Here is a 21,939-nt window from a genome sequence, read left to right as displayed (position 1 = left end):
AAGGGGCCCCGCAACTGTCTGATTCCCAGAAGCAAAACATGGACGAACTCCCAGCGACGCGACCGGTCTCCCCGCTGACAGTCGCCCTGGCGCGCGTCATCGCACAGGGTAGCCTGCTGGCGGGCATCTTCGGCGTCTTTGCGGCACTCGTCCTGTTCGGTGAAATCGGGACCCCCGCGGCCGTGCTGGGGTTCCTGGTGATCCTGGTGGCCGTGGTCATCCTGCCCGGCAGCACCATTACCGTGACCGAGACGGTCGAGGCTGCGTCGCGATTGGCCACCGCCGATGACGAGGACGCCGTAATCGCCTTTGCCGACGCCCTTGCCGATCCCTGTCTGGTGCTCGACCGGCGCAGCATCGTGCGGCACGCCAACGCCGCCGCGCAGCGGCAGTTTCCCACGCTCAGCAACGGCAATCCCATTACCTTCTCGCTGCGCAATCCCGAACTGGTCAGCGCCATCGACCTGGCCATGCGCAATGGTGCCGTACGTACGGTCGAACTGCACGAGACCATCCCGTCCGAAACCTGGGACAAGGTCGTGGTTTCCCCCTTGCGGCGGCCAGGGCGCGATTGGTTCGCCGATGAAGACCGGCAGTTGGTGGTGACCTTTCAGAGCCTCACCGAGCTCAAGCGCGTCGATGCCCTGCGCTCCGATTTCATCGCCAATGCCAGCCACGAATTGCGCACGCCGCTGGCCTCGCTGCGCGGCTTCATCGATACGCTGCTCGGGCCGGCGGCCAAGGACGCCGCGGCGCGGGAGAAATTTCTCGTCATCATGCGCGGCCAGGCCGAGCGCATGAGCAAGCTCATCGATGATCTCTTGAGCCTGTCGCGCATCGAGATGCACCAGCATGTTCGCCCCACCGGCAGCATCGACCTGGCGGCGCTGCTGCGCGAAGTGCGCGAGGGGCTGATGATGCAGGCCAAGGCGGCCGATGTCGAAATCCGCCTCAGCCTCTTCGAGGGGCCGAGTACCACGACCGGCGACCGTGGCCAGCTCTATGAAGTGTTCGAAAACCTCCTGGACAATGCGGTCAAGTATGGCGCTTCGGGCAAATTCGTCGAGGTGAGCCTCGCACCCGCCGGCCGGCCCGGCTTCCAGCATCAGGTGACGGTCATCGACCATGGTCCGGGTGTCGAGCCCGAGCACGTGCCGCGCCTCACCGAACGCTTCTACCGCATCGACGCCGAAGCCAGCCGCAAGAAGAAGGGCACGGGCTTGGGTCTGGCCATCGTCAAGCACATCGTCAACCGCCACCGCGGCCAGCTCTCCTTCAAGAGCCAGCCCGGCGAGGGCATGCGGGTGGACGTGTTCCTTCCCTAGCCGGCACCACCCAGTTCCTGGGCAAGCCCGATCAGCAGTCCCTCGGGCCCGCGGATGTAGCAGAGCAGGTACACGTCCTGATAATTCACGACCTCGCCAACCAGTTGTGCGCCGTGAGGGCGCAACCGCTCAAGGGTCGCTGCGAGATCATCCACGGCGAACATGACGCGCAGATAGCCCAGCGCGTTGACCGGAGCCGTCCGGTGATCGGCCACGACCGATGGCCGGATGAAGCGGGAGAGCTCGAGCCGGCTGTGACCATCGGGCGTGCGCATCATCGCAATCTCGACATGCTGGTCGCCCAGACCCGTGACCCGCCCGGCCCACTCGCCTTCGACCGAACCTTTTCCCTCGAGCTCGAGGCCCAGCTCGCGAAAGAAGGCGATCGTGGCGTCGAGGTCCTCCACGACAATGCCGACATTGTCCATGCGTTTGACGGCCATGGTCTGCGCTCCCGCTGTCTTGCTGTGCCAGAGGTCTGGCCAGACAAAAGGGCGCCACATGGGCGCCCTTTCTTATTTCGTTCGCAGCGACTAACGCCGCTTCTTGTCGACCTGATGATAGGCCCGGCGCGAGTGGAATTCGCAATAGGGGCCGGTTTCGAGGCTATGCTGGCCGCAGAAGTAGAAGTCCTTGCTGAGCGGATCGCCGATCGGCCACTTGCAGGTGTGCTCGTTGAGCTGCAGCAGGCTCAGGCGCTTGTCCTCGGGAATGAAGAGCTCGGCGGCGGCCGGCGCGACATAGAGCTGCTGCTCCATTTCCGGATCATGGGCCAGCGCGGTCGCGCCGATCGACTGGGGCCGCGAGGCCGCCATCTGCGGGCGGGCCTTGGCGGCGGCGCCACCCATGCCGCTCATGCCGGCCGAGGGGCTCGCCACGCGGCGCGGTGCCGGACGTGCCGCCGGACGCGCACGGGGCGTCGAGTTGGTGGGCTTGGCCCGGGCCGAAAGCTTGAGGCGGTGCACCTTGCCGATGACGGCGTTGCGGGTAACCCCTTCGCCAAGCTCCCCGGCGATCTGGCTGGCACTCAGGCCCTCCATCCAGAGCTTCTTCAAAGTCTCGACGCGCTCGTCAGTCCAGCCCGCCGATTGTGCTCCTGAAACCATCGTCAAAACAGAATCCTTCATTGCGCCGCCATAACAGACATGGCAGCCATAAACGCTAGGCGTCGTATGTCAGGTGGGTCCGCCACACGAGATATCGTGTTCCCAATGCCACAGAGTTTACGACATCGGCGGAATCGGGATCAAGAGTCGGGGGCAACTTTCCCCGTAAATCCACTGGTTAAAATTGCCCTAACAATCCTTGAGTCAAATCAGGCACTTGGGCGGCGATCATTGACTTAGCTGGGGAAATTGGCCTAACTCTGGCGCAGAAACGCGCTGCGCAATGAGCGCGTTTTTGCCATTTGTGGCGGTATTGTCACGCTCCGCTGCGACGGTCTTTTTCAGCTCTCAGAGAAGAAGGAATTTGTCCATGTCTGCGCTCTACGGCACCTATGCCCGGTCCGATCTCGCTTTCGAGCGGGGCGAGGGCATGCGCCTGTATGACCAGCATGGCCGAGACTATCTCGATTTCCATTCCGGGATCGCCGTCAATGCCCTGGGGCATGGCGACCAGCACATCGTCACGGCGCTGAAATCGGCGGCCGACAAGGTCTGGCACACGTCCAACGTTTTCACCATTCCCGAGCAGGAACGGCTGGGCCAGCGGCTGGTGGATGCCACCTTCGCGGACTCGGTGTTCTTCACTAATTCGGGGGCCGAGGCGCTCGAATGCGCCATCAAGACGGCGCGGCACTATTTCTGGGCCAAGGGCGAGACCGATCGCTACGAAATCATCGCCTTCACCGGCTCCTTCCACGGCCGTACCATGGGCACGATCGCGGCCGGCGGCAATCCGAGCTATCTGGAAGGCTTTGGCCCGCCAATGCCCGGTTTCAAGCATACCAAGCCCGGCGACCTCGAAGCGGTCAAGGCTCTTATCACTCCCCAGACCTGCGCCATCCTGATCGAGACGGTGCAGGGCGAGGGCGGCGTGACCGCCATGACGACGGAATTCATGCAGGGCCTGCGCGCGCTGTGCGACCAGCACGGCATGCTGCTGATCCTGGATGAAGTGCAGTGCGGCTATGGCCGGACGGGACGCTTCTTTGCCTTCGAATGGGCCGGTATCACGCCCGATATCGTCGCGGTGGCCAAGGCCATCGGCGGCGGCTTCCCGCTGGGTGCCTGCCTCGCCAAGGGCGAGGTTGCCGCGTCCATGGTGCCGGGCACGCATGGCTCGACCTATGGCGGCAACCCGCTGGCCACCGCCGTGGGCAATGCCGTGCTCGACCGCATCCTGGCGCCCGGCTTCATCGACCATGTCAACCAGATGGGCCAGAAGCTGGCCTGGCACCTGCAGCAGCTGGCGCAGAAATATCCCGACTATGTGCTCGAACTGCGCGGCAAGGGTCTGCTTGCCGGCATCAAGATCACCCCGCCGGTACGGGATTTCGTGGCGCGGCTGCGCGACGATCACCGCATGCTGGCCATCGGCGCCGGCGACAACGTATTGCGGCTCATTCCGCCGCTGATCGTCACCGAGGCGGAGATCGAGGAAGCCATGGCCAAGCTCGGCGCCGCCTTCGACGCCATAGAGGCCGAGACGGCGTCGGTTCCGGCAGTCGGCTGAAATGAAACTGGCTGTCCGCTATTATGGTCGGCGACGACGCGGTTTGTTTCCTCCGCCCTGAGGCGGGGAGAACGCGCATTCGCATCGACCATCCATAGCGTCACAAAGGAACCCGGCCCATGACCTCGACCGGCACCCCAAGGCATTTTCTTTCCATCGACGATTTCACCTATCCCGAACTGCGCGGCATGCTCGATGCCGCAGTCTCCCTCAAGGCGGGCCTCAGGGAAGGCCACCGCCCGCAGCCGCTCAAGGACAAAGTCCTGGCGATGATCTTCGACAAGCAGTCGACCCGCACCCGCGTCAGCTTCGACGTCGGCATGCGCCAGCTGGGCGGCGAGACCATCATGCTCTCCGGGCAGGAGATGCAGCTCAGCCGCGAGGAAACCCTGGCCGATACGGCCAAGGTGATGAGCCGCTACGTCGATGCCATCATGATCCGCATCCTCAGCCACGCCGACCTGCTCGAGCTGGCCGAAGGCGCCACCGTCCCCGTCATCAACGGCCTGACGCGCCGCGCCCATCCCTGCCAGATCATGGCGGACCTGATGACGTTCGAGGAGCACCGCGGTCCCATCAAGGGCGCCAAGGTCGCCTGGGTGGGTGACAGCAACAATGTGCTCCATTCCTGGGTGAACGCGGCCGAGCTGTTCGAATGCGAACTGACCATCGCCGTGCCGGATGAATACAGCCCGGAAAAAGACCTGATGGAAGACATCCGCCGCGCCGGCAAATATGTGAAGCTCATTGAGGACCCGCGAGAGGCCGTCGAAGGGGCGGACCTGGTCCTGGCCGATACCTGGGTGTCCATGGGTGACGTGGATGCCGCCGAGCGCCGCCGGGTCTTGAAACCGTACCAGGTCAACACCAACTTGATGGCCTTGGCGGACAAGAACGCCCTTTTCATGCACTGCCTGCCCGCCCATCGCGGCGACGAGGTGACCGACGAGGTAATCGATGGTCCCCAGTCGGTGGTGTTCGACGAGGCCGAAAACCGCCTGCATGCCCAAAAAGCCATCCTGTGCTGGGCCTTCGGCGTCGAGACCAATTAGTCGGTCCGACTTTAGCCGCCTGTGATACCATCGCTGCGTCGCTCCCGCCGGACGGGAGTGACGCAGTGGTCTTTCCGGGCGCCCGAAGGATCGGCCTACCGAAAGCCACGTGACCACAATGACCACGGATACGACTGCCATGAGCGAGAACCTGATGAGTGCCCTGGGGCTCGACCGGCCGGAAAGCGGCGATGATACCGTGGTGCCGTTCACCCTGGACAAGCTCGATACCCGCGGCCGCAGCGTGCGGCTGGGCGACGCGCTCGATACCATCCTCAGCCGCCACAATTATCCGGCCCCGGTTGCTCGCCTGCTCGGCGAGGCCGTGGTGCTGGCCGCCCTGATTGGCTCGTCCCTCAAGTTCGAGGGCCGTTTCATCATGCAGACCCAGACCGACGGGCCGGTCAACCTGATCGTCGTCGACTTCGACGCACCGGACGGGCTGCGCGGCTATGCCCGCTTCGACCGCGACGCGCTGCTCAAGGCCGCCGAGGAAGGCCGCACCAGACCCAGCGAGTTGCTGGGCAATGGCCACCTGGCGATGACCATCGACCAAGGTGCTCATACCGAGCGCTACCAGGGCATCGTGGCCCTGCATGGCAATTCGCTCGAAGAAGTGGCGCACACCTATTTCATGCAGTCCGAGCAGATCCCGACGCAGGTACGCATTGCCGTCGCCGAATTCACCAGGAAGGGCGACCACCGGCCGCATTGGCGCGCCGGCGGCGTGCTGATCCAGCATCTGCCCGAGCATGGCATGTCGCAGATGGCCGACTTGCCCGGCGATGGCAATTTCGACAATCCGGAAACGGCCGATCCCGATTTCGTCGAAGCCGATGGCTGGAACGAGGCCAAGGTGCACCTGGCAACGCTGGACGATCTCGAACTGGCGGACCCGGACCTGAGTTCGGAACGCCTGCTGTTCCGGCTCTACCACGAGACCGGCGTACGGGTGTTCACGCCGCTGCCTGTCGTCGAGCGCTGCACCTGCTCGGCCGATCGTATCGAGGACATGCTGGCCACCAGCTTCACCGCCGAGGATCGCGAGGAAATGGCAGTCGACGGCGAGATCGAAGTGGTCTGCGAGTTCTGTTCGACCGCCTATCGGTTCAACCCGCATCAGTTCAACGCCAAGCACTGAGTATCGGGAACGGCTGCCGGCCCGGCCGCCGTTCCCATCCTGGCACGCCAAGCATTTCCACTCGATCGTCCCGCACGCCATAGTATCGGCCTGGCCGAACTGGCTTTTTATTCAAATCCATACCAGTATCGATCCCGCGAGGTCTGCGCCCCTGGTGCAGGCCGTCTCTTGCTGGGGGGCAGGGTCATGCGGATAGACATGGCAATTTGGGTCTTGGTGGGTCGATGGTCGAGGCGCCAGCGCTGATCGAGGTCCTCGACCATGTCCGATGCGCTGGACCTAACCCAGGCCATTCTCGGCGAGCGTGACGATGCCCGCGCCCTGCGGGTGCTGGAGGCCGCGCTCGAACGCGAAGTGGACGTGCTGCGCTATTGCGCCGCCACGCTGGGTCTTGGCACCGACCTGGTCATGGAGCGGGCCGCCAGCTGGGCCGGCTACGCCTTTTATGAGCGAGTGCCACCTGGCGTCATGGGTGATGCGCAACCAACCCGGCTCGAGGCTCTCGCCAGCATTCGGATGCTTCGCGTGCAATTGTTCGACCGCGAGGTGGCCTTCACCGCGCCCGAATTCTTCGAGGTCATCCGCCTCAAGCACAAGCGCAGCGTCACGCCGCGGCTTGCCAACCTGTTGTTCTTCGTGCCCGAGCCGGCGCTGCGCGAGTATCTGGCCGAGGCGGCAGGCCCTGCGCTGATCGACGCGGCCCGCCAGGAACTGGCGCGGCGTTGGCCCTATGCCTCGGCCAGTCTGGAACTCACGCGGTTGGCGCGCACCGGCTTTGTGTCCGCGCTGGCGCTGCTGTCTTGCATGTTGCTGCTGGCGCCGTTCGTCGCGCAGCTTTGGTTGCTGCCGCTGGCTTTCGTCATGCTGGTCTTGCCCGCCGCCATCCGCCTTGGCGCGATGTTCACCCCGGTCAAGCCACCCCCGGCGGCCCGGCGCCCGCCCGACGAGGAATTGCCCGATTACTCGGTGCTGATCCCGCTGCACAACGAGGCCGGCATGGTCCCCCAGCTCTATGCCGCCATGGCCGCGCTGGACTATCCGGCCGAGCGTCTGGATATCAAATTCGTGGTGGAGGCGCGCTCGGTCGAAACCATAAAGGCGGTCCGCGCCGGTCTGGCCGATCCCCGCTTTTCGCTGGTGACGGTGCCCGACGCCATGCCCCGCACCAAGCCCAAGGCGCTCGACTTTGCCCTGCCGCTGTGCCGGGGTGAGCATGTCGTTGTCTTCGATGCCGAGGACGTGCCCGATCCCGATCAGCTATGGAAGGCCGCGCTGCGCTTTCGCGACGATGACGACCTGGTCTGCCTGCAGGCGAGCCTGGTGATCGACAATAATCGCCGCAACTGGCTGGCGGCCTTGTTTGCCGGTGAATATGCCGGCCTGTTCCTGGTGCTGCTGCCAGCGCTGGCCCGCTGGCGCCTGCCCATGCCGCTGGGCGGAACCTCCAACCATTTCCGGCTCAGGGCCCTGCGCGAGCTGGGTGGCTGGGACGCCTACAATGTCACCGAGGATGCCGATCTCGGCCTTCGCCTGGCGCGGCGGAAACTCCGGGTCGACGTGCTGGCCTCGGCGACGCGCGAGACGGCGCCGACCCAGCTCGGGCCGTGGATCGGTCAGCGTACCCGCTGGATGAAGGGCTGGATGCAGACCTTTATCGTGCACAATCGCGATCCTGGCCGGCTGATCGCCGAGATGGGCTTGCCATCTTTCCTGGTGGTCGAGGCCCTGCTGCTTGGCATGATCCTGGCGCCGATGCTGCATTGCGGCTTTGCCATTGTGCTGCTGATACGCGGCTTTGCCGGGCTGGGTTGGTTCGACAGCGACGTATGGAGCGCGTTTTATATAGCGGTGCTGGCGCTGGGCTATGGCAGCGCCCTGGCCATGACGGTGCTTGGCCTGCTCAGGCTTGGCAGGATGGCGCTGCTGCCCGCCCAGGCAGGCCTGCCGGTCTACTGGCTGTTGATGGGCTATGCGACCCTTCGCGCCGCCATCGAACTCCTCTGGCGCCCCTTTTACTGGTTCAAGTCGCCGCATCGGCCGATCGACCGGCCGCGAATGCATTGGAGGCGGCAAGCCCGCTGGTGGGGCAGGCGTGCCGATCAGCTCGACTAGCTACCGGCTGAGCGTGCCGTATTTGCGCTGGTTGCCGGCGACACGCGTGCCGAACACGCGGTCGCGGCCGGCAGCCTTGGCGCTGTAGAGCGCCTCATCGGCAGTCTGGATGAGTTCGGCCGCGCTGCGATGGAGATTGTCCTGCATGTAGGTGGCGACACCAACGCTTGCCGTCAGGAAGCGCCGCTCGCTGCCGCGATGAGGCAACTTGGCCTCGGCGAGTGACCGCCGGAAAGCCTCGGCAACCAGGTAGGCACCGTCTTCGTCGGTATCGGGCAGGATGGCGGCAAATTCCTCGCCACCATATCGCGCCGCCGCGTCGGCGGGTCGCTTCAGCGCACCGCGAAGGTGCCTGGCCACCAGCTTGAGCGCCTCGTCGCCGGCCGGGTGGCCGTATTCGTCGTTATAGGCCTTGAAGCGGTCGACATCGATCAGCAGCAGGCTCATCGGCAGCGCGGCGCGCGCGCTGCGGGCAATCTCGGTTTCCATCACCTCGTCGAAGGCGCGGCGGTTGAGCAGGCCCGTCAGGCCGTCGGTGCGGACCAGGTGCTTGAGCTGATCGGCGGCAGAATGCAGCGCGAGCTCGGTGGTCTTGAGCCGGGTCACATCTGTTACCACGACCAGGGTCTTGCCTTCGCTGGTCGGACGGGTGCGCAACTGCAGCCATCGTCCGTCGAACAGGTTGACCTCTTCTTCCGTCTCGCGGTGGAGGTTGGCGAGGATCTGGTCCATCCAGGCCCGCTCCTGGCCGGCGGGAACATTGAGTTGCTCGCCGGTCTTGACCACCTCCTGCAGGACGTCACGCAGGTTGGCGCCGGCCCGGCGGAGGTGGCTGGTATAGGGAAAACTGGCGCTATACTGCTCGTTGCACAGGATGATATTGCCCTGGCGGTCGAACATGGCCAGGCCATCCGACATTTCCGCCAGCGCGTAGGACAGCGTATTGCGGCTGTCGATCAGATCCTGCTGCAACTGGCGGTCCGCGGTGATGTCGCGGGTGACGCCGGCAATGCCGATCATTTCGCCATTGGCCGAATGCAGCGGCACCTTGGCGGTGGCAAACCATCGCTCGTTACCGGTCTCGTCGACCAGCGCCTCCTCGAACTCGACCTGCGGCTCTCGCCGCTCGATGAGGCTCTGCTCGGCTGCGAACAGCGCCTCGGCTCGCTCAGGCGTGGTGATGTCGAAATCGGATTTGCCGATCATCTCACCCGGATCGGAAAATCCGTGCAGCCTTGCCACCCGCTCGTTGACCGCAGCGAAGCGACCGTTGCGATCCTTGATGTAGTTGTAGTCGGGCGACTGGGCCAGGGCGGCTGCCAGTAGGTCATGCTCGGCTGCGAACCGGCGGGCATGGAGGAAAATCACGCTGGCCAGCATGATGGCAATGGTATTGAGCACTGCCAACGGCACCAGGTTCTGCGGGTTGGCGGTTTGCTGGAGGACGGCGCTCACGGTCGAAGCCATCGCGGTCGCCACACCCAGGCCCAGGGCGTGCCAGACGGTGATGGTCCTCCCGCTGACAAGGAAGCGGAACCCCAAACCCATAAATGCCACCACGATCATGGTCGCCATGGCTGGCAGGGCGCCGGCCCCGCCCATGATCGCCCGATAGGTCAATGACATGAGAAGCGTGATCAGACCGGCCAGTGGTCCGCCGAAGAACGCGGAAACCGCCACCAGTGACAGGCGCAGGTCGAGGAAGCGGCCCGGAGTAACTTCGGCAGACATCAGCATGGTGCTGACCGCGCCCATGCCCATGCACAGGCCGAACAGGGCGGCGCGGACGGCGCCGGGCACCCCCCGCAGCCAGAAACGGGCATGGGCCCATGCAAGGACAAACAGAGCGACGACGGCAAGATTGCCAGCCAGCATCTGCCATGATGACGTCAATCAGGCCTCCTGTCAGGCCGGGGCCGTCTGCCCCATGGACCTCCCAGAAGTATCAGCGAAGCGTTGTCCAATCCTGAATCGGAAAGCGACATTCATCCGCTTGCCGTCAGCACCTCGTTAGCTGCGCAGGCCAGGCGCCTCGTGGCCGGTCGATTGCACATATTCGGTGTAGCCGCCGCCATAGACATGCACGCCCTCTGGCGTCAGCTCCAGCACGCGGTTGCTGAGCGCCGCCAGGAAATGGCGGTCGTGGCTGACGAACAGCATGGTGCCTTCATACTGGCTGAGCGCGCTGATCAGCATTTCCTTAGTGGCGATGTCGAGGTGGTTGGTCGGTTCGTCCAGCACCAGGAAATTCGGCGGATCGAACAGCATCATCGCCATCACCAGCCGGGCTTTTTCGCCACCCGACAGCACGCGGCACTTCTTGTCGATCTCGTCGCCCGAAAAACCGAAGCACCCTGCCAGTGCCCGCAGCGGCGCCTGGCCAGCCTGGGGGAAACTGCTCTCGAGCTGCTGGAACACGGTCAGCTCACCGTCGAGCACATCCATGGCATGCTGGGCGAAATAGGCCATCTTGACCGAGGGGCCACGCGTTACCGTGCCGGTATCGGGGTCGGCCGTGCCGGTGACCAGCTTGAGCAAGGTCGACTTGCCGGCGCCGTTCACGCCCATGATGCACCAGCGCTCGCGACGGCGCACATGGAAATCGAGCCCGTCATAGATGGTGCGGTCGCCATAGCTCTTGGAAACACCCTTGAGCAGGGCCACGTCTTCGCCCGAGCGCGGGGCAGGGCGGAATTCGAACTCGACCGTCTGGCGCCGCTTGGGCGGCTCGACCCGGTCGATCTTGTCAAGCTTCTTGACCCGGCTCTGCACCTGCGCGGCATGGCTCGCGCGCGCCTTGAAGCGGGCGATGAAGTCGAGCTCCTTGGCCAGCATGGCCTGCTGGCGCTCGAATTGCGCCTGCTGGTTCTTCTCGGCAATGGCGCGCTGGGCCTGGTAGAATTCATAGTTGCCCGAATAGGTGGTCAGCGACCCCGCATCGATCTCGATGATCTTTGTGCAGATGCGGTTCATGAATTCGCGGTCATGCGAGGTCATGAACAGGGCGCCCGAATAGTTCTGCAGGAAATCTTCCAGCCAGATCAGCGACTCGAGGTCGAGGTGGTTGCTCGGTTCGTCGAGCAGCAGGGCATCGGGGCGCATGAGCAGGATGCGGGCCAGCGCCACGCGCATCTTCCAGCCGCCCGAGAGCGCGCCGACATCGCCATCCATCATGGCCTGCGAGAAGCCCAGGCCATCGAGCACTTCGCGGGCGCGACCATCGAGCGAATAACCGTCGAGTTCTTCGAACTGGTGCTGCACTTCGCCGTAGCGCTCGATGATGGCGTCCATCTGGCCGGCCTTGTCGGGGTCGCCCATATCGGCTTCGAGCGCCCGCATCTCCGCGATGAGCGCGCTGACCGGGCCGGCGCCGTCCATCACCTCGGCAACGACAGGACGGCCGCTCATCTCGCCGACATCCTGGCTGAAATAGCCGATGCTCGTGCCGCGATCGACCGACACCTGGCCCTCGTCGGGCTGTTCCTCGCCGGTAATCATGCGGAACAAAGTGGTCTTGCCGGCGCCATTGGGGCCGACCAGGCCCACCTTCTCGCCCTTGAGCAGGGTCGCCGATGCGTCGATGAAGACAATCTGCTTGCCGTTCTGCTTGCCGATGGATTCAAGACGGATCATGCCGGGGGACGTTCCTGTACGCGGGAGTGCGCCCGTAAAGCATTGCTGGCCCCGGGGCGCAAGGCTGCCGGTGTCACAGGAGGCATGCGATCAGCCCAGCGCCGCAGCCAGGTGATCGAAGACCAGCCGGATGCGGCGGCTGGTATGGAGCTCGCGATGCACCGCCAGCCAGATCGGCACCTCGAAGGGCGGCAGCTCCGGCAAGACCGGCTCGATGCCCTCGACGCCTTCGGCGGCGTCGCGGAACATCACGCCAATCCCCAGGCCTTGCCGGATCATTTCCCAGGCAGTCACCACGCTGCCGGTGGTCCAGCGGAAGTTGCGCCGCGTCACCGGCACGCCGCGGGCATTGAGCTCGCCCACCAGGCCATCGGTTGCCGAATAGCCAATGAAGTCGGCCTCGGCGAGCGCGGCGCCGGTGTTAGGTCGGCCTTGGGCATCGAGGTAGTCCGTGGCAGCGTAGAGGCGCGCGGTGGTGCCGCGACAGCGCCGGGCGATGAGGTCCGGTTGTTCGGGCGGGACGTGGCGGATGGCGATGTCGGCTTCGCGGCGCATCAGGTCGCGGACGTCGTTGGCGGCGATGATTTCGATCTCGATCCCGGGCGCCGCCTCATGCAGGCTCTTGAGGATAGGCGGCAGCGTATAGGCGGCGACGATGTCGCTGGCGGTGATGCGCACCAGGCCCTCGATCGATTGCGACTGGCCGGAGGCGATGAGCGTGAGCCGGCTGGCGGCCTCGCTCATTGAGCGCGCCGACTCGAACAGCTCGCGGCCCGCCGCGGTCAGGCTCAGCGAACGCCCGACCCGCTCGAACAGCATCACGCCCAGGTCCTGTTCCAGCGCGGCTACCTGGCGGCCCACCGTAGGTTGAGTGAGGCCAAGCTCCCGTGCGGCGGCCGACAGCGAGCCGGTCTCGACGGTGGCGAGAAAGGCGTGCAGCTGGTTCCAGTCGGGATAGTGCGAATTCATGCACCCACGTATATTCCTCGTACGAATTTCTGCAATTTTGTTTCACGGCATTGCTCCCTATCCTGCTTTTAGATTTGAGGAGTGGGACATGGGCGAAGACAGGTTCTGGGACAGGTTGGCCGACCGCTATGCGCGCCAGCCGATCGCCGACGAGGCGGCGTATCAGCGCAAGCTGCAGATCACGCGCGGCTATCTGCAGCCCGACATGGAAGTGATGGAATTCGGCTGCGGCACTGGTGGGACCGCCATTCATCACGCGCCATACGTCCGGCACGTTACGGCCATCGACTTCTCGGCCGCCATGCTGGCCATTGCCCGCGACAAGGCTGCAAGGGCAGGGGTGTCTAATGTCAGCTTCGCGCAGGCCGACATCACCGGCTTCACAGCCCAGGACAACAGCTTCGACGTGATCCTCGGCCTCAGCATCCTGCACTTGCTGGCCGACAAGGATGCCGTCATCGCCAAGGTGTTCCGCTTGCTCAAGCCTGGCGGGCTGTTCATCAGCAGCACGACCTGTCTTGGCGATACGGCGGCCGCATTCAAGTTCATCGCCCCTCTGGGCAAGTCACTGGGCCTCCTCCCGCAACTTGACGTCATGACGACCAGCGACCTCGTGGCCAGCATTCGAGGGGCCGGATTCATCGTCGAGGAGCAGTGGCAGCCCGGCAAGGGAAAGGCCGTCTTCATCATCGCACGCGCCCATTCTCCCTCGAACAGCACAGAGGAGGCCAAAACTGATCGAGCTATCGTTCAGCGCTGACATAAGAAAAATCAGTTGATTAGTGCGGTCGGGACCACAAGTTCCACCGCCGCGCTTTCCCTATTTACATATAATAGTACTTTATATAGCGTCTGCCCATCGTCGCAGGTGAATACGCCGCGGCGTCCACATTGGGAGGACATCGTGACCCTTATCTCCAAGCTCGCCATCGCGGCGAGCCTCGCTACCGCTTTGACTTCTGTCAGCATCGCCCAGGAAAACCTCAAGGGCCTGACCATCGGCTTCAGCCAGATCGGTTCGGAATCGGGCTGGCGCGCTGCCGAAACGTCGGTCACCAAGCAGCAGGCCGAAGCCCTCGGCATCGACCTCAAGTTTGCCGACGCGCAGCAGAAGCAGGAAAACCAGATCAAGGCCATCCGCGGCTTCATCGCTCAGGGCGTTGACGCCATCCTGGTCGCCCCCGTTGTCGCCACCGGCTGGGAAGACGTGCTGACCGAAGCCAAGGAAGCCGAAATCCCTGTCATGCTGCTCGACCGCGGCGTCGATGCCCCCGAAGACCTCTACCTGACCTCCGTCGCGTCCGACCAGGTTCTGGAAGGTCGCGTGGCCGGCGAATGGCTGGTCAAGGAAGTCGGCGACGCTGACTGCAATGTCGTCGAACTGCAGGGCACCGTCGGCTCGACCCCGGCGATCAACCGCAAGAAGGGCTTTGAAGAAGCCATTGCCGGCCACGCCAATATCGTGATCGCGCAGAGCCAGACCGGTGACTTCACCCGCGCCAAGGGCAAGGAAGTCATGGAAGCCTTCATCAAGTCGTCCAACAACGGCGCCGACATCTGCGCTGTCTACGCCCACAATGACGACATGGCCGTTGGCGCCATCCAGGCGATCAAAGATGCCGGCCTCAAGCCCGGCACCGACATCAAGGTCGTTTCGATCGACGCAGTGCCCGATATCTTCGCCGCCATGGCTGCCGGCGAAGCCAACGCGACCGTTGAACTGACCCCCGACATGGCCGGCCCGGCCTTCGCGGCTCTGTCGGCCTACCTGGCTGACGGCACCGAGCCGGAAAAGTTCATCATCACCGAGTCCAAGCTCTACACCCCTGCCGACGATCCGCAGGGCGAATATGATCGCCGCAAGGGCCTGGGCTACTGAGCTCGGATTAAGACTTGCCACCGGACGGCACCTCCCCCTTGATGGGGGAGGTTGGGAGGGGGTGTTGATAGCCACGATATCGGGGCTCTCGCACCCCCTCCCTTGATCCCTCCCCACAAGGGGGAGGGGTGTCGACTGATCGCTCGGTGGTCACCAAGGGGGAGCGGCAACATGGCAGACGGCGAATACGTGCTGGAAGCACGCGGCGTCCTCAAGATTTTCGGCAACCACGTCGCCCTCGATGGCGTCGACTTCGGGTTGCGCGCTGGCGAAGTCCACGCCCTTCTGGGCGAGAACGGCGCGGGCAAATCCACCCTCATCAAGATCCTGACCGGCGCCTACCAGCCCGATGGCGGCGGCGTATATGTCGATGGCACCAAGGTGTCGCTCGACAATCCCCTCCACGCCCAGACCTTCGGCATCGGCACGGTGTACCAGGAGGTCAACCTCCTGCCCAACCGCTCGGTGGCCGAGAACCTGTTCCTGGGTCACCAGCCGCGCCGCTTCGGTTTTGTCGATTTCCGCAAGATGGAAGCCGATGCCCGCGCGCTGCTGGCAAACTACGACCTCCATATCGACCCATCGAGCGAGTTGGGCACCCATTCGGTCGCCGTGCAGCAGATCGTCGCCATCGCCCGCGCCGTCCAGCTGTCGGGCAAGGTGCTGATCCTGGACGAACCCACGGCCAGCCTCGACCGCAACGAGGTCGAGCGCCTGTTCGAAGTGGTACGCGGCCTCAAGGCCAGGGGCCTCGCCATCATCTTCATCACCCATTTCCTCGACCAGGTCTTCGCCATTTCCGACCGCGTCACCGTGCTGCGCAACGGCAGGCTGATCGAAACGCGCGACCTCACCACCCTCAGCCGTACCGATGTCGTGCGCCTCATGCTGGGCAAGGACATCGCCTTTTCCGGCGCCACCGATGTGGAGCCGAGCGAAAATCCGGACGAGGTGCTGGTCGAGTTCAAATCCTATGGCAAGAAGCGCAGCGTGCAGCCCTTCGATCTCACCATCCACAAGGGTGAGGTGGTCGGCGTCGCCGGACTGCTCGGCTCCGGCCGCACGGAAATGGCGCGCATCATGTTTGGGCGCGACCCGGCCGACCAGGGGACGGTGGCCGTCAACGGCATAGCTACCGCCATTCGCAAGACCACCGACGCCATCAAGCTGGGCTTCGGCTTCTGCCCCGAGGATCGCAAGGCCGAAGGTATTCTCGGCGACCTCAGCGTGCGCGAGAACATCGTCATCGCGCTCCAGGGCAAGCTGGGCTGGTTCAAGGCGCTCAATCGCGACGAGCAGCTCGAAATCGCCGGCCGCTTCGGCGAGGCCATGGACATCCGCGCGGCGTCGCTCGACATGGCGGTCAAGCTCCTTTCGGGCGGCAACCAGCAGAAGGTGATCCTGTCGCGCTGGCTGGCCACCGATCCGGCTTTCCTTATTCTGGACGAACCCACCCGCGGCATCGACGTCGGCGCCCATGCCGAAATCGTCCGCACCATCAACCGCCTGCGCGAAGACGGCATGGCCATGCTGGTCATTTCGTCCGAACTGGACGAGGTCGTCGCCTACAGCTCGCGCATCGTGGTGATGCGCGATCGCGAAATGGTCGCCGAGCTGCGCGGCAAGAACATCAACCCCGGAGTGATCGTGCAGGCCATCGCCAACTACAATGATGAGGCCGTGGCATGAAACGGCTCCATCTCGAACGCCTTGCCAATCCGCAACTCCTGGCCCTGATTGCCGTCCTGCTGATCAACTGGATGCTGTTCCCCAGCTTCTTCCGCATCTCCTGGCAGGATGGGCGCCTGTTCGGCAGCCTGATCGACGTGCTCAATCGCGGTGCGCCGGTAGCGATCCTTGCCATCGGCATGACCGGCGTCATCGCCACCAAGGGCGTGGACTTGTCGGTGGGCGCCATCATGGCCGTCTGCGGCGCCGTCGCCGCCACCATGGTGGTTGCCGGTTATCCGACGCCCATCGCGGTCGTAGCTGCGCTCGCGGTCGGCCTGGTCTGCGGCCTGTGGAACGGGTTCCTCGTCGCCGTGCTCGATATCCAGCCCATCATTGCGACGCTCGTGCTGATGGTGGCCGGGCGCGGCATCGCCCAGCTCATTACCGAAGGCTATATCGTCACCTTCAACGAACCCTCGCTGATCTTCATCGGCACGGGATCATTCCTCGGTTTCCCCATGGCCGCGGTCATTGCGCTGGTGCTGATGATCCTGGTGACGCTGCTGGTGCGGCGCACCGCGATCGGCCTTTTCGTCCAGGCCATCGGCGTCAACCGCGCGGCCGCTTCGCTGGCCGGCATCCATAGCCGCATGCTGCTGATGCTGGTCTATGCGCTGAGCGGCTTCTGCGCCGCCGTCGCCGGCATCATCGTGGCCGCCGATATCCGCGGCGCCGATGCCAACAATTCCGGCCTCTGGCTCGAACTCGATGCCATCCTGGCCGTGGTCATCGGCGGCACGTCGCTTTTGGGCGGCAAGTTCTCGATCCCGCTGGCGGTGGTCGGCGCCCTTATTATCCAGGCCATGAATACCGGTATCCTGGTCTCCGGTTTCCGGCCAGAATTCAACCTCATCGTCAAGGCCGGGATGATCATCCTCATCCTTATGCTGCAGTCGCCCCTGGTGACCAACGCAGCCGGCTTCTTCAAACGCGACGTCAGGCAGGCGGGCCCGAAATGAAACGCAGTCTTCGGCCCCTGGCCGCTACCGCCGTCATCTTTCTGATCTGCTACGCCCTGAGCGTGGTGCAGTTTCCCGGCATGCTGTCCACCCGCGTGCTCGGCAATTTCCTCACCGACAATGCCTTCCTGGGCATCGCAGCGGTGGGCATGACCTTCGTCATCATCTCGGGTGGCATCGACCTCTCGGTGGGGGCCGTCATCGGCTTCACCGGCGTGCTGGTGGCGGTGCTGATTTCGTGGATGGGTTTGCATCCCCTGGTGGCCTTCGTCATAGCGCTGGCCATCGCGGCCCTGTTTGGTGGCGCCATGGGGGCCGCGATCCACTACCTGCAGGTTCCCAGCTTCATCGTGACCCTGGCCGGCATGTTCCTGGCCCGCGGCGGTGCTTCGGTCATCACCCAGGATTCGGTGCCGATCAACCACGAGTTCTACACCACCATATCCGATCTCATCATCCGCCTACCCGGTGGCGGTCGGCTGAGCTTTATCGGCCTGCTGATGGTCGCCGTGTTCCTGGTCGGCGCGCTGCTGGCGCACCGCACCCGGTTCGGCTCCTATGTCTATGCGCTGGGCGGCAATCCCGTCTCGGCCTCACTCATGGGCGTGCCAGTGGCGCGCACGACCGTGCAGATTTATATGCTGTCGAGCGTTCTGGCGGCCTTGGCAGGAATCGTCTTTTCACTCTACACATCGGCCGGCTATCCGCTGGCGGCAGTGGGCGTGGAGCTCGACGCGATCAGCGCGGTGGTCATCGGCGGCACGTTGCTGACGGGCGGTTACGGCTTCATCCTGGGCTCGTTCGTCGGCGTCATGCTGCTTGGCCTGGTCCAGACCTACATCATCTTCGACGGCACGCTGTCGAGCTGGTGGACCAAGATCGTGATTGGTGTGTTGCTGTTCTTGTTCATTGTGCTGCAGCGCATCATATTTGCCGCCTCCGCTCCCGGAGAAGAGGCGCCCGAGAAAGCGTAGCATGATCGAAGCAGGCAGCCTTATCCGCTCGCTGTCCGGCCGACCCGCTGCGCGGAACTTCCATACATTCGTCATCAACGAGATCGGGCAGGGCATCGTCACCGGCAAATATCCGGTGGGTTCCATTCTCGCGAGCGATGCGGTGATGATGGAAACCTACGGCGTCTCGCGCACCGTGCTGCGCGAGGCGCTCAAGACGCTGGAGGCCAAGGGCCTGGTCGAGGCGCGGCCCAAGGTGGGCACCCGGGTATCGCTGCCCAGCCGTTGGAGCTTCTTCGACCCGCAGGTGCTGTCCTGGCATTTCTACGCCGAGCCCGACCGGCACTTCTACGAGAGCCTGTTCGATATTCGACGGGCGCTGGAAACCCGGGCAGCGGCCCTCGCGACCCAGCGGCGTACCGCCGAAAACATCCGCGTCATGAAATACTGGCTGCACCAGATGGAGTCCGCCGGCGGCGATCTGGAGAACCACGGCGTCGCCGCGCTTGAAATCCACCGCACTATTGCCGAGACCTCCGGCAGCCCGCTGCTGCGCTCGGTCACCGGCATTGTCGAGCTGACGCTCGCCCTGGCGCTCAAGCAATGCCTGGCCACCGGTCCGGGGGACTATCTGTCGACGACGCTCGAAGCGCTGACCCGGCTGGTGGCTGCCATCGGCAGTGCCGACGCCGCCACGGCCACGGATATCGTCACCGAAGTCATCGACCTCGACGAGAACAGGGTAATGGCTCTGCTCTAGTTCGCCGGACAAAGTCTTGCGGCGCGCTGCATTGACAGCGGGCCGCATCCCGCCGGATAAGTATCGTAGGCTTTGATACAAATAGCGCCCAGCCCGCAGCAACGGATGTACAATGAGCCGGAATTTTCTGCTGATCGACCCCGAGGAAGGCATGGAAGTGCTCAAGGGGCTGGCTTCGCCGATCCGGGTGAAAATACTCAAGGCGCTCCGCCAGAAGGGTCCGCTCAACGGCAATGAAATTGCCGAGCATCTTGACCTGCCGCAGTCGACGGTCTCGACCAACCTGCAGATCCTGGAAAGCTCCGGCCTGATCCGCATGGAGACGCAGAAGGCCCGCAAGGGCAATCAGAAGGTGTGCCACTCCGCCTTCGACGAAGTGGTGGTGATGTTCAAGGAGGATTCCAGTCCTCCGCGCGAAAACACCATCGAAGTGGCCATGCCGCTGGGGCTCTATACCAGCTGCGAAGTCTCGGCGCCCTGCGGCTCCTGCTCGGTCGAAGGCATTATCGGCCTGCTCGATGTGCCCGATTCCTTCCTCAATCCCGAGCGCATGAAGGCGGGATTGATCTGGTTCACTCGGGGGTATCTCGAATACCAGTTTCCCAACAACGCCAAGTTGGCGCTGCGCAAGATCGAGGCCATCGAATTCTCGATGGAACTGAGCTCGGAAGTACCCGGCACTTCGGCCGACTGGCCCAGCGATATCACGCTATCGGTCAACGGCACCGAGATCGGCAACTGGACCTCGCCGGGGGATTTCGGCGACAAGCGTGGCGTCTATACGCCCGACTGGTGGAAGCTCAAGGGCAGCCAGTATGGCAAGCTCAAGAGCTGGCGGGTGACGCAGAACGGCACGTTCGTCGATGGAATGAAGATATCCCCAGTCTCGCTGGGTGACCTCGACCTCACGACGCACCACTCCATCCGGTTGCGCATTGCGGTCAAGGATGATGCCAAACACCCGGGCGGCGTGAACATTTTCGGTCGCGGCTTCGGCAACTACGACCAGGACATCATCATGCGGCTGCAAACCGAGCGGTAGCATTTATCATATTTTTCCTCGCCCCTATTGCGTCGGCGCACAGCGCTCGTTTAAAACGCAGTACCTGATATAAATCAGAAAATGGGTACGGAGGAAAACAATGAAGGCGTCCGTCGTCGCGCACAAGGACTTTACGATCAGCAAGATCGATGATCGCGTCTATGGCGCATTCCTGGAGCATCTCGGCCGGGCCATCTACGAGGGCATTTACGAGCCCGACCACCCGACCGCCGACAAGGACGGGATGCGGGGCGACGTGGTCAAGCTTGTCAAGGATCTCAACGTTCCCGTCGTGCGCTACCCCGGCGGCAACTTCGTTTCTGCCTATAACTGGGAAGACGGCATCGGCCCGCGCGACCAGCGCCCGGTCCGCCTCGATCTTGCCTGGCACACCTCCGAAAGCAATGCCGTTGGCATCCACGAATTTGCCGACTGGTGCGCCACCGTCGGCACCGAAATGATGCTGGCCGTGAACCTGGGTTCGCGCGGCGTCGACGATGCCCGCAACTTCCTCGAATATGTGAACCATCCCGGCGGCTCCTACTGGAGCGACCTGCGCATCAAGAACGGCCGCAAGGAGCCCTGGAACGTCAAGCTCTGGTGCCTTGGCAACGAAATGGACGGCCCCTGGCAGGTCGGCCACAAGGATGCCGATGAATACGGCAAGCTGGCCGCCAACACGGCGCGCGCCATGCGCATGTTCGACAAGTCGCTCGAACTGGTAGTCTGCGGTTCCTCGCACATGGACATGCCCAGCTTCCCCGACTGGGAGCGCATCGTGCTCGAGCACACCTACGAGCATGTCGATCACATCAGCCTGCACATGTACTTCGCCAACCGCGATGACAACACGCCCAACTACCTCGGGCTGAGCCACAAGCTCGACCGCTACATCGAGACGGTGGCCTCCACAATCAAGCAGGTGAAGGTCAAGAAGAAGTCCAAGAAGGACGTCTACATTTCCTTCGACGAATGGAACGTCTGGTACCACTCCAACAAGAAGGACCGGGAAATCCTGGACGGCAACAGCGGCTGGCCGCATGCGCCCGGCCTGCTCGAAGACATCTACAATTTCGAAGACGTGCTGATGGTGGGGCTGATCCTCAACACCTTCATTCGCCGCTCCGATGTGGTGAAGATCGCCTGCATCGCCCAGCTGGTGAACGTGATTGCCCCGATCATGACCGAAAAGGGCGGCCCGGCCTGGGCGCAGACCATCTACTACCCATACTTCTTCGCCTCGGTCTTTGGTCGCGGCACGGCCCTTCAGTTGGTGACCAGTTCGCCCGGCTACGAAACCACCCACGCTGCCGATACCCCCTTCGTCGACGTGTCCGGCGTACACAATGAGGAAGAGGGCACCCTGAGCTTTTTCCTGGTCAATCGCCACACGTCGGAAACCATCGAAACCGAGGTCAGCCTGCAGGGCTTCGGCAACGGCACGGTCATCGACCACCAGGTGATGACGCATCCGGACCTGAAGGCGGTCAACACCGCCAGCAAGCAGCAGGAAGTTGCCCCACGCAAAGGTGATGGCGCCAAGATCGCCAATGGCACCCTGACTGTCGCTCTGCCGCCATACTCCTACCAGATGGTGCGCGTGAAACTGGGCTGAAACGCCTTGGGCTCCATCAAAACTGATGGGGCCCAGCCTTTGTATCCGACAATTTGATGAACATCACGATCCCAATTGACATCAGTCAGTGG

General features: G+C 63.7%; 18 protein-coding genes. 13 read left to right on the top strand and 5 right to left on the bottom strand.

Annotation, left to right across the window (positions count from 1 at the left end):
• The first annotated feature begins 38 nt into the window (after nucleotides 1–38).
• On the top strand, nucleotides 39–1,325 hold the full coding sequence (locus JI749_RS17125) for a sensor histidine kinase (RefSeq protein WP_201656790.1): 1,287 nt from the start codon (nucleotides 39–41) through the stop codon (nucleotides 1,323–1,325).
• Here JI749_RS17125 and JI749_RS17120 read toward each other — a convergent pair.
• Complete coding sequence (locus JI749_RS17120; RefSeq protein WP_201656787.1) at nucleotides 1,322–1,768, bottom strand: VOC family protein; 447 nt, start codon at nucleotides 1,766–1,768, stop codon at nucleotides 1,322–1,324. The genes JI749_RS17125 and JI749_RS17120 overlap by 4 nt on opposite strands.
• A gap of 90 nt (nucleotides 1,769–1,858) precedes the next feature.
• Nucleotides 1,859–2,431 (bottom strand): GcrA family cell cycle regulator, encoded by a 573-nt coding sequence (locus JI749_RS17115; protein ID WP_233280955.1) that lies wholly within the window; start codon nucleotides 2,429–2,431, stop codon nucleotides 1,859–1,861.
• 370 nt (nucleotides 2,432–2,801) lie between these two features.
• Between JI749_RS17115 and JI749_RS17110 the strand changes: the two genes are divergently transcribed.
• From JI749_RS17110 to JI749_RS17095, 4 genes are all read left to right on the top strand, one after another.
• Nucleotides 2,802–4,001: an aspartate aminotransferase family protein gene (locus tag JI749_RS17110; RefSeq protein ID WP_201656781.1), complete on the top strand. Its 1,200-nt coding sequence runs from the start codon at nucleotides 2,802–2,804 to the stop codon at nucleotides 3,999–4,001.
• 119 nt (nucleotides 4,002–4,120) lie between these two features.
• Nucleotides 4,121–5,053 carry an ornithine carbamoyltransferase gene (gene argF, locus JI749_RS17105; protein WP_201656778.1) on the top strand — a complete coding sequence of 311 codons (933 nt, stop codon included), beginning with the start codon at nucleotides 4,121–4,123 and terminating at the stop codon, nucleotides 5,051–5,053.
• Nucleotides 5,054–5,162: 109 nt separating this feature from the next.
• Nucleotides 5,163–6,194: an Hsp33 family molecular chaperone gene (locus JI749_RS17100; RefSeq protein ID WP_407644893.1), complete on the top strand. Its 1,032-nt coding sequence runs from the start codon at nucleotides 5,163–5,165 to the stop codon at nucleotides 6,192–6,194.
• 261 nt (nucleotides 6,195–6,455) lie between these two features.
• Nucleotides 6,456–8,306: a glycosyltransferase family 2 protein gene (locus JI749_RS17095; RefSeq protein ID WP_201656775.1), complete on the top strand. Its 1,851-nt coding sequence runs from the start codon at nucleotides 6,456–6,458 to the stop codon at nucleotides 8,304–8,306.
• Here JI749_RS17095 and JI749_RS17090 read toward each other — a convergent pair whose 3' ends face one another.
• The 3 genes from JI749_RS17090 to JI749_RS17080 all read right to left on the bottom strand — a co-directional run bounded on the left by JI749_RS17090 (nucleotide 8,307) and on the right by JI749_RS17080 (nucleotide 12,908).
• On the bottom strand, nucleotides 8,307–10,199 hold the full coding sequence (locus JI749_RS17090) for a diguanylate cyclase (RefSeq protein ID WP_201656772.1): 1,893 nt from the start codon (nucleotides 10,197–10,199) through the stop codon (nucleotides 8,307–8,309).
• Between the two features lie 117 nt (nucleotides 10,200–10,316).
• Nucleotides 10,317–11,939, bottom strand: a complete 1,623-nt coding sequence (locus JI749_RS17085; protein ID WP_201656768.1) for an ABC-F family ATP-binding cassette domain-containing protein — start codon at nucleotides 11,937–11,939, stop codon at nucleotides 10,317–10,319.
• A 90-nt stretch (nucleotides 11,940–12,029) separates the two neighbouring features.
• The gene (locus JI749_RS17080; protein WP_201656765.1) at nucleotides 12,030–12,908 is read right to left on the bottom strand and encodes a LysR family transcriptional regulator; all 879 of its coding nucleotides are present in this window, start codon (nucleotides 12,906–12,908) and stop codon (nucleotides 12,030–12,032) included.
• A gap of 88 nt (nucleotides 12,909–12,996) precedes the next feature.
• Between JI749_RS17080 and JI749_RS17075 the strand changes: the two genes are divergently transcribed.
• The 8 genes from JI749_RS17075 (at nucleotide 12,997) to arfA (ending at nucleotide 21,847) form a co-directional block, all read left to right on the top strand.
• Nucleotides 12,997–13,668, top strand: a complete 672-nt coding sequence (locus tag JI749_RS17075) for a class I SAM-dependent methyltransferase (protein ID WP_201656763.1) — start codon at nucleotides 12,997–12,999, stop codon at nucleotides 13,666–13,668.
• A gap of 144 nt (nucleotides 13,669–13,812) precedes the next feature.
• Entirely contained in the window at nucleotides 13,813–14,787 is a 975-nt protein-coding gene (ytfQ, locus tag JI749_RS17070) for a galactofuranose ABC transporter, galactofuranose-binding protein YtfQ (RefSeq protein WP_201656760.1), read from the top strand.
• 171 nt (nucleotides 14,788–14,958) lie between these two features.
• Nucleotides 14,959–16,476 carry a sugar ABC transporter ATP-binding protein gene (locus tag JI749_RS17065; protein ID WP_201656757.1) on the top strand — a complete coding sequence of 506 codons (1,518 nt, stop codon included), beginning with the start codon at nucleotides 14,959–14,961 and terminating at the stop codon, nucleotides 16,474–16,476.
• Nucleotides 16,473–17,477 carry an ABC transporter permease gene (locus JI749_RS17060; protein ID WP_201656754.1) on the top strand — a complete coding sequence of 335 codons (1,005 nt, stop codon included), beginning with the start codon at nucleotides 16,473–16,475 and terminating at the stop codon, nucleotides 17,475–17,477. The genes JI749_RS17065 and JI749_RS17060 overlap by 4 nt, the downstream gene beginning before the upstream one ends.
• Nucleotides 17,474–18,451 carry a galactofuranose ABC transporter, permease protein YjfF gene (gene yjfF / locus JI749_RS17055; protein WP_201656751.1) on the top strand — a complete coding sequence of 326 codons (978 nt, stop codon included), beginning with the start codon at nucleotides 17,474–17,476 and terminating at the stop codon, nucleotides 18,449–18,451. Before JI749_RS17060 ends, yjfF begins: the two co-directional genes overlap by 4 nt.
• 1 nt (nucleotide 18,452) lies before the next feature.
• Entirely contained in the window at nucleotides 18,453–19,190 is a 738-nt protein-coding gene (locus JI749_RS17050) for a FadR/GntR family transcriptional regulator (protein ID WP_201656748.1), read from the top strand.
• 112 nt (nucleotides 19,191–19,302) lie between these two features.
• Nucleotides 19,303–20,232, top strand: a complete 930-nt coding sequence (locus JI749_RS17045; protein ID WP_201656746.1) for an ArsR/SmtB family transcription factor — start codon at nucleotides 19,303–19,305, stop codon at nucleotides 20,230–20,232.
• Between the two features lie 100 nt (nucleotides 20,233–20,332).
• Nucleotides 20,333–21,847, top strand: coding sequence for an arabinosylfuranosidase ArfA (gene arfA, locus JI749_RS17040; protein ID WP_201656743.1), 1,515 nt, complete (start codon nucleotides 20,333–20,335; stop codon nucleotides 21,845–21,847).
• The last annotated feature ends 92 nt before the right edge of the window (nucleotides 21,848–21,939 follow it).

The organism is Devosia oryziradicis (assembly GCF_016698645.1).
Lineage (GTDB): Bacteria > Pseudomonadota > Alphaproteobacteria > Rhizobiales > Devosiaceae > Devosia > Devosia oryziradicis.
The sequence above is the reverse complement of the archived record's forward strand: the minus strand, read 5'-3'. Positions and strand labels throughout refer to the sequence as shown.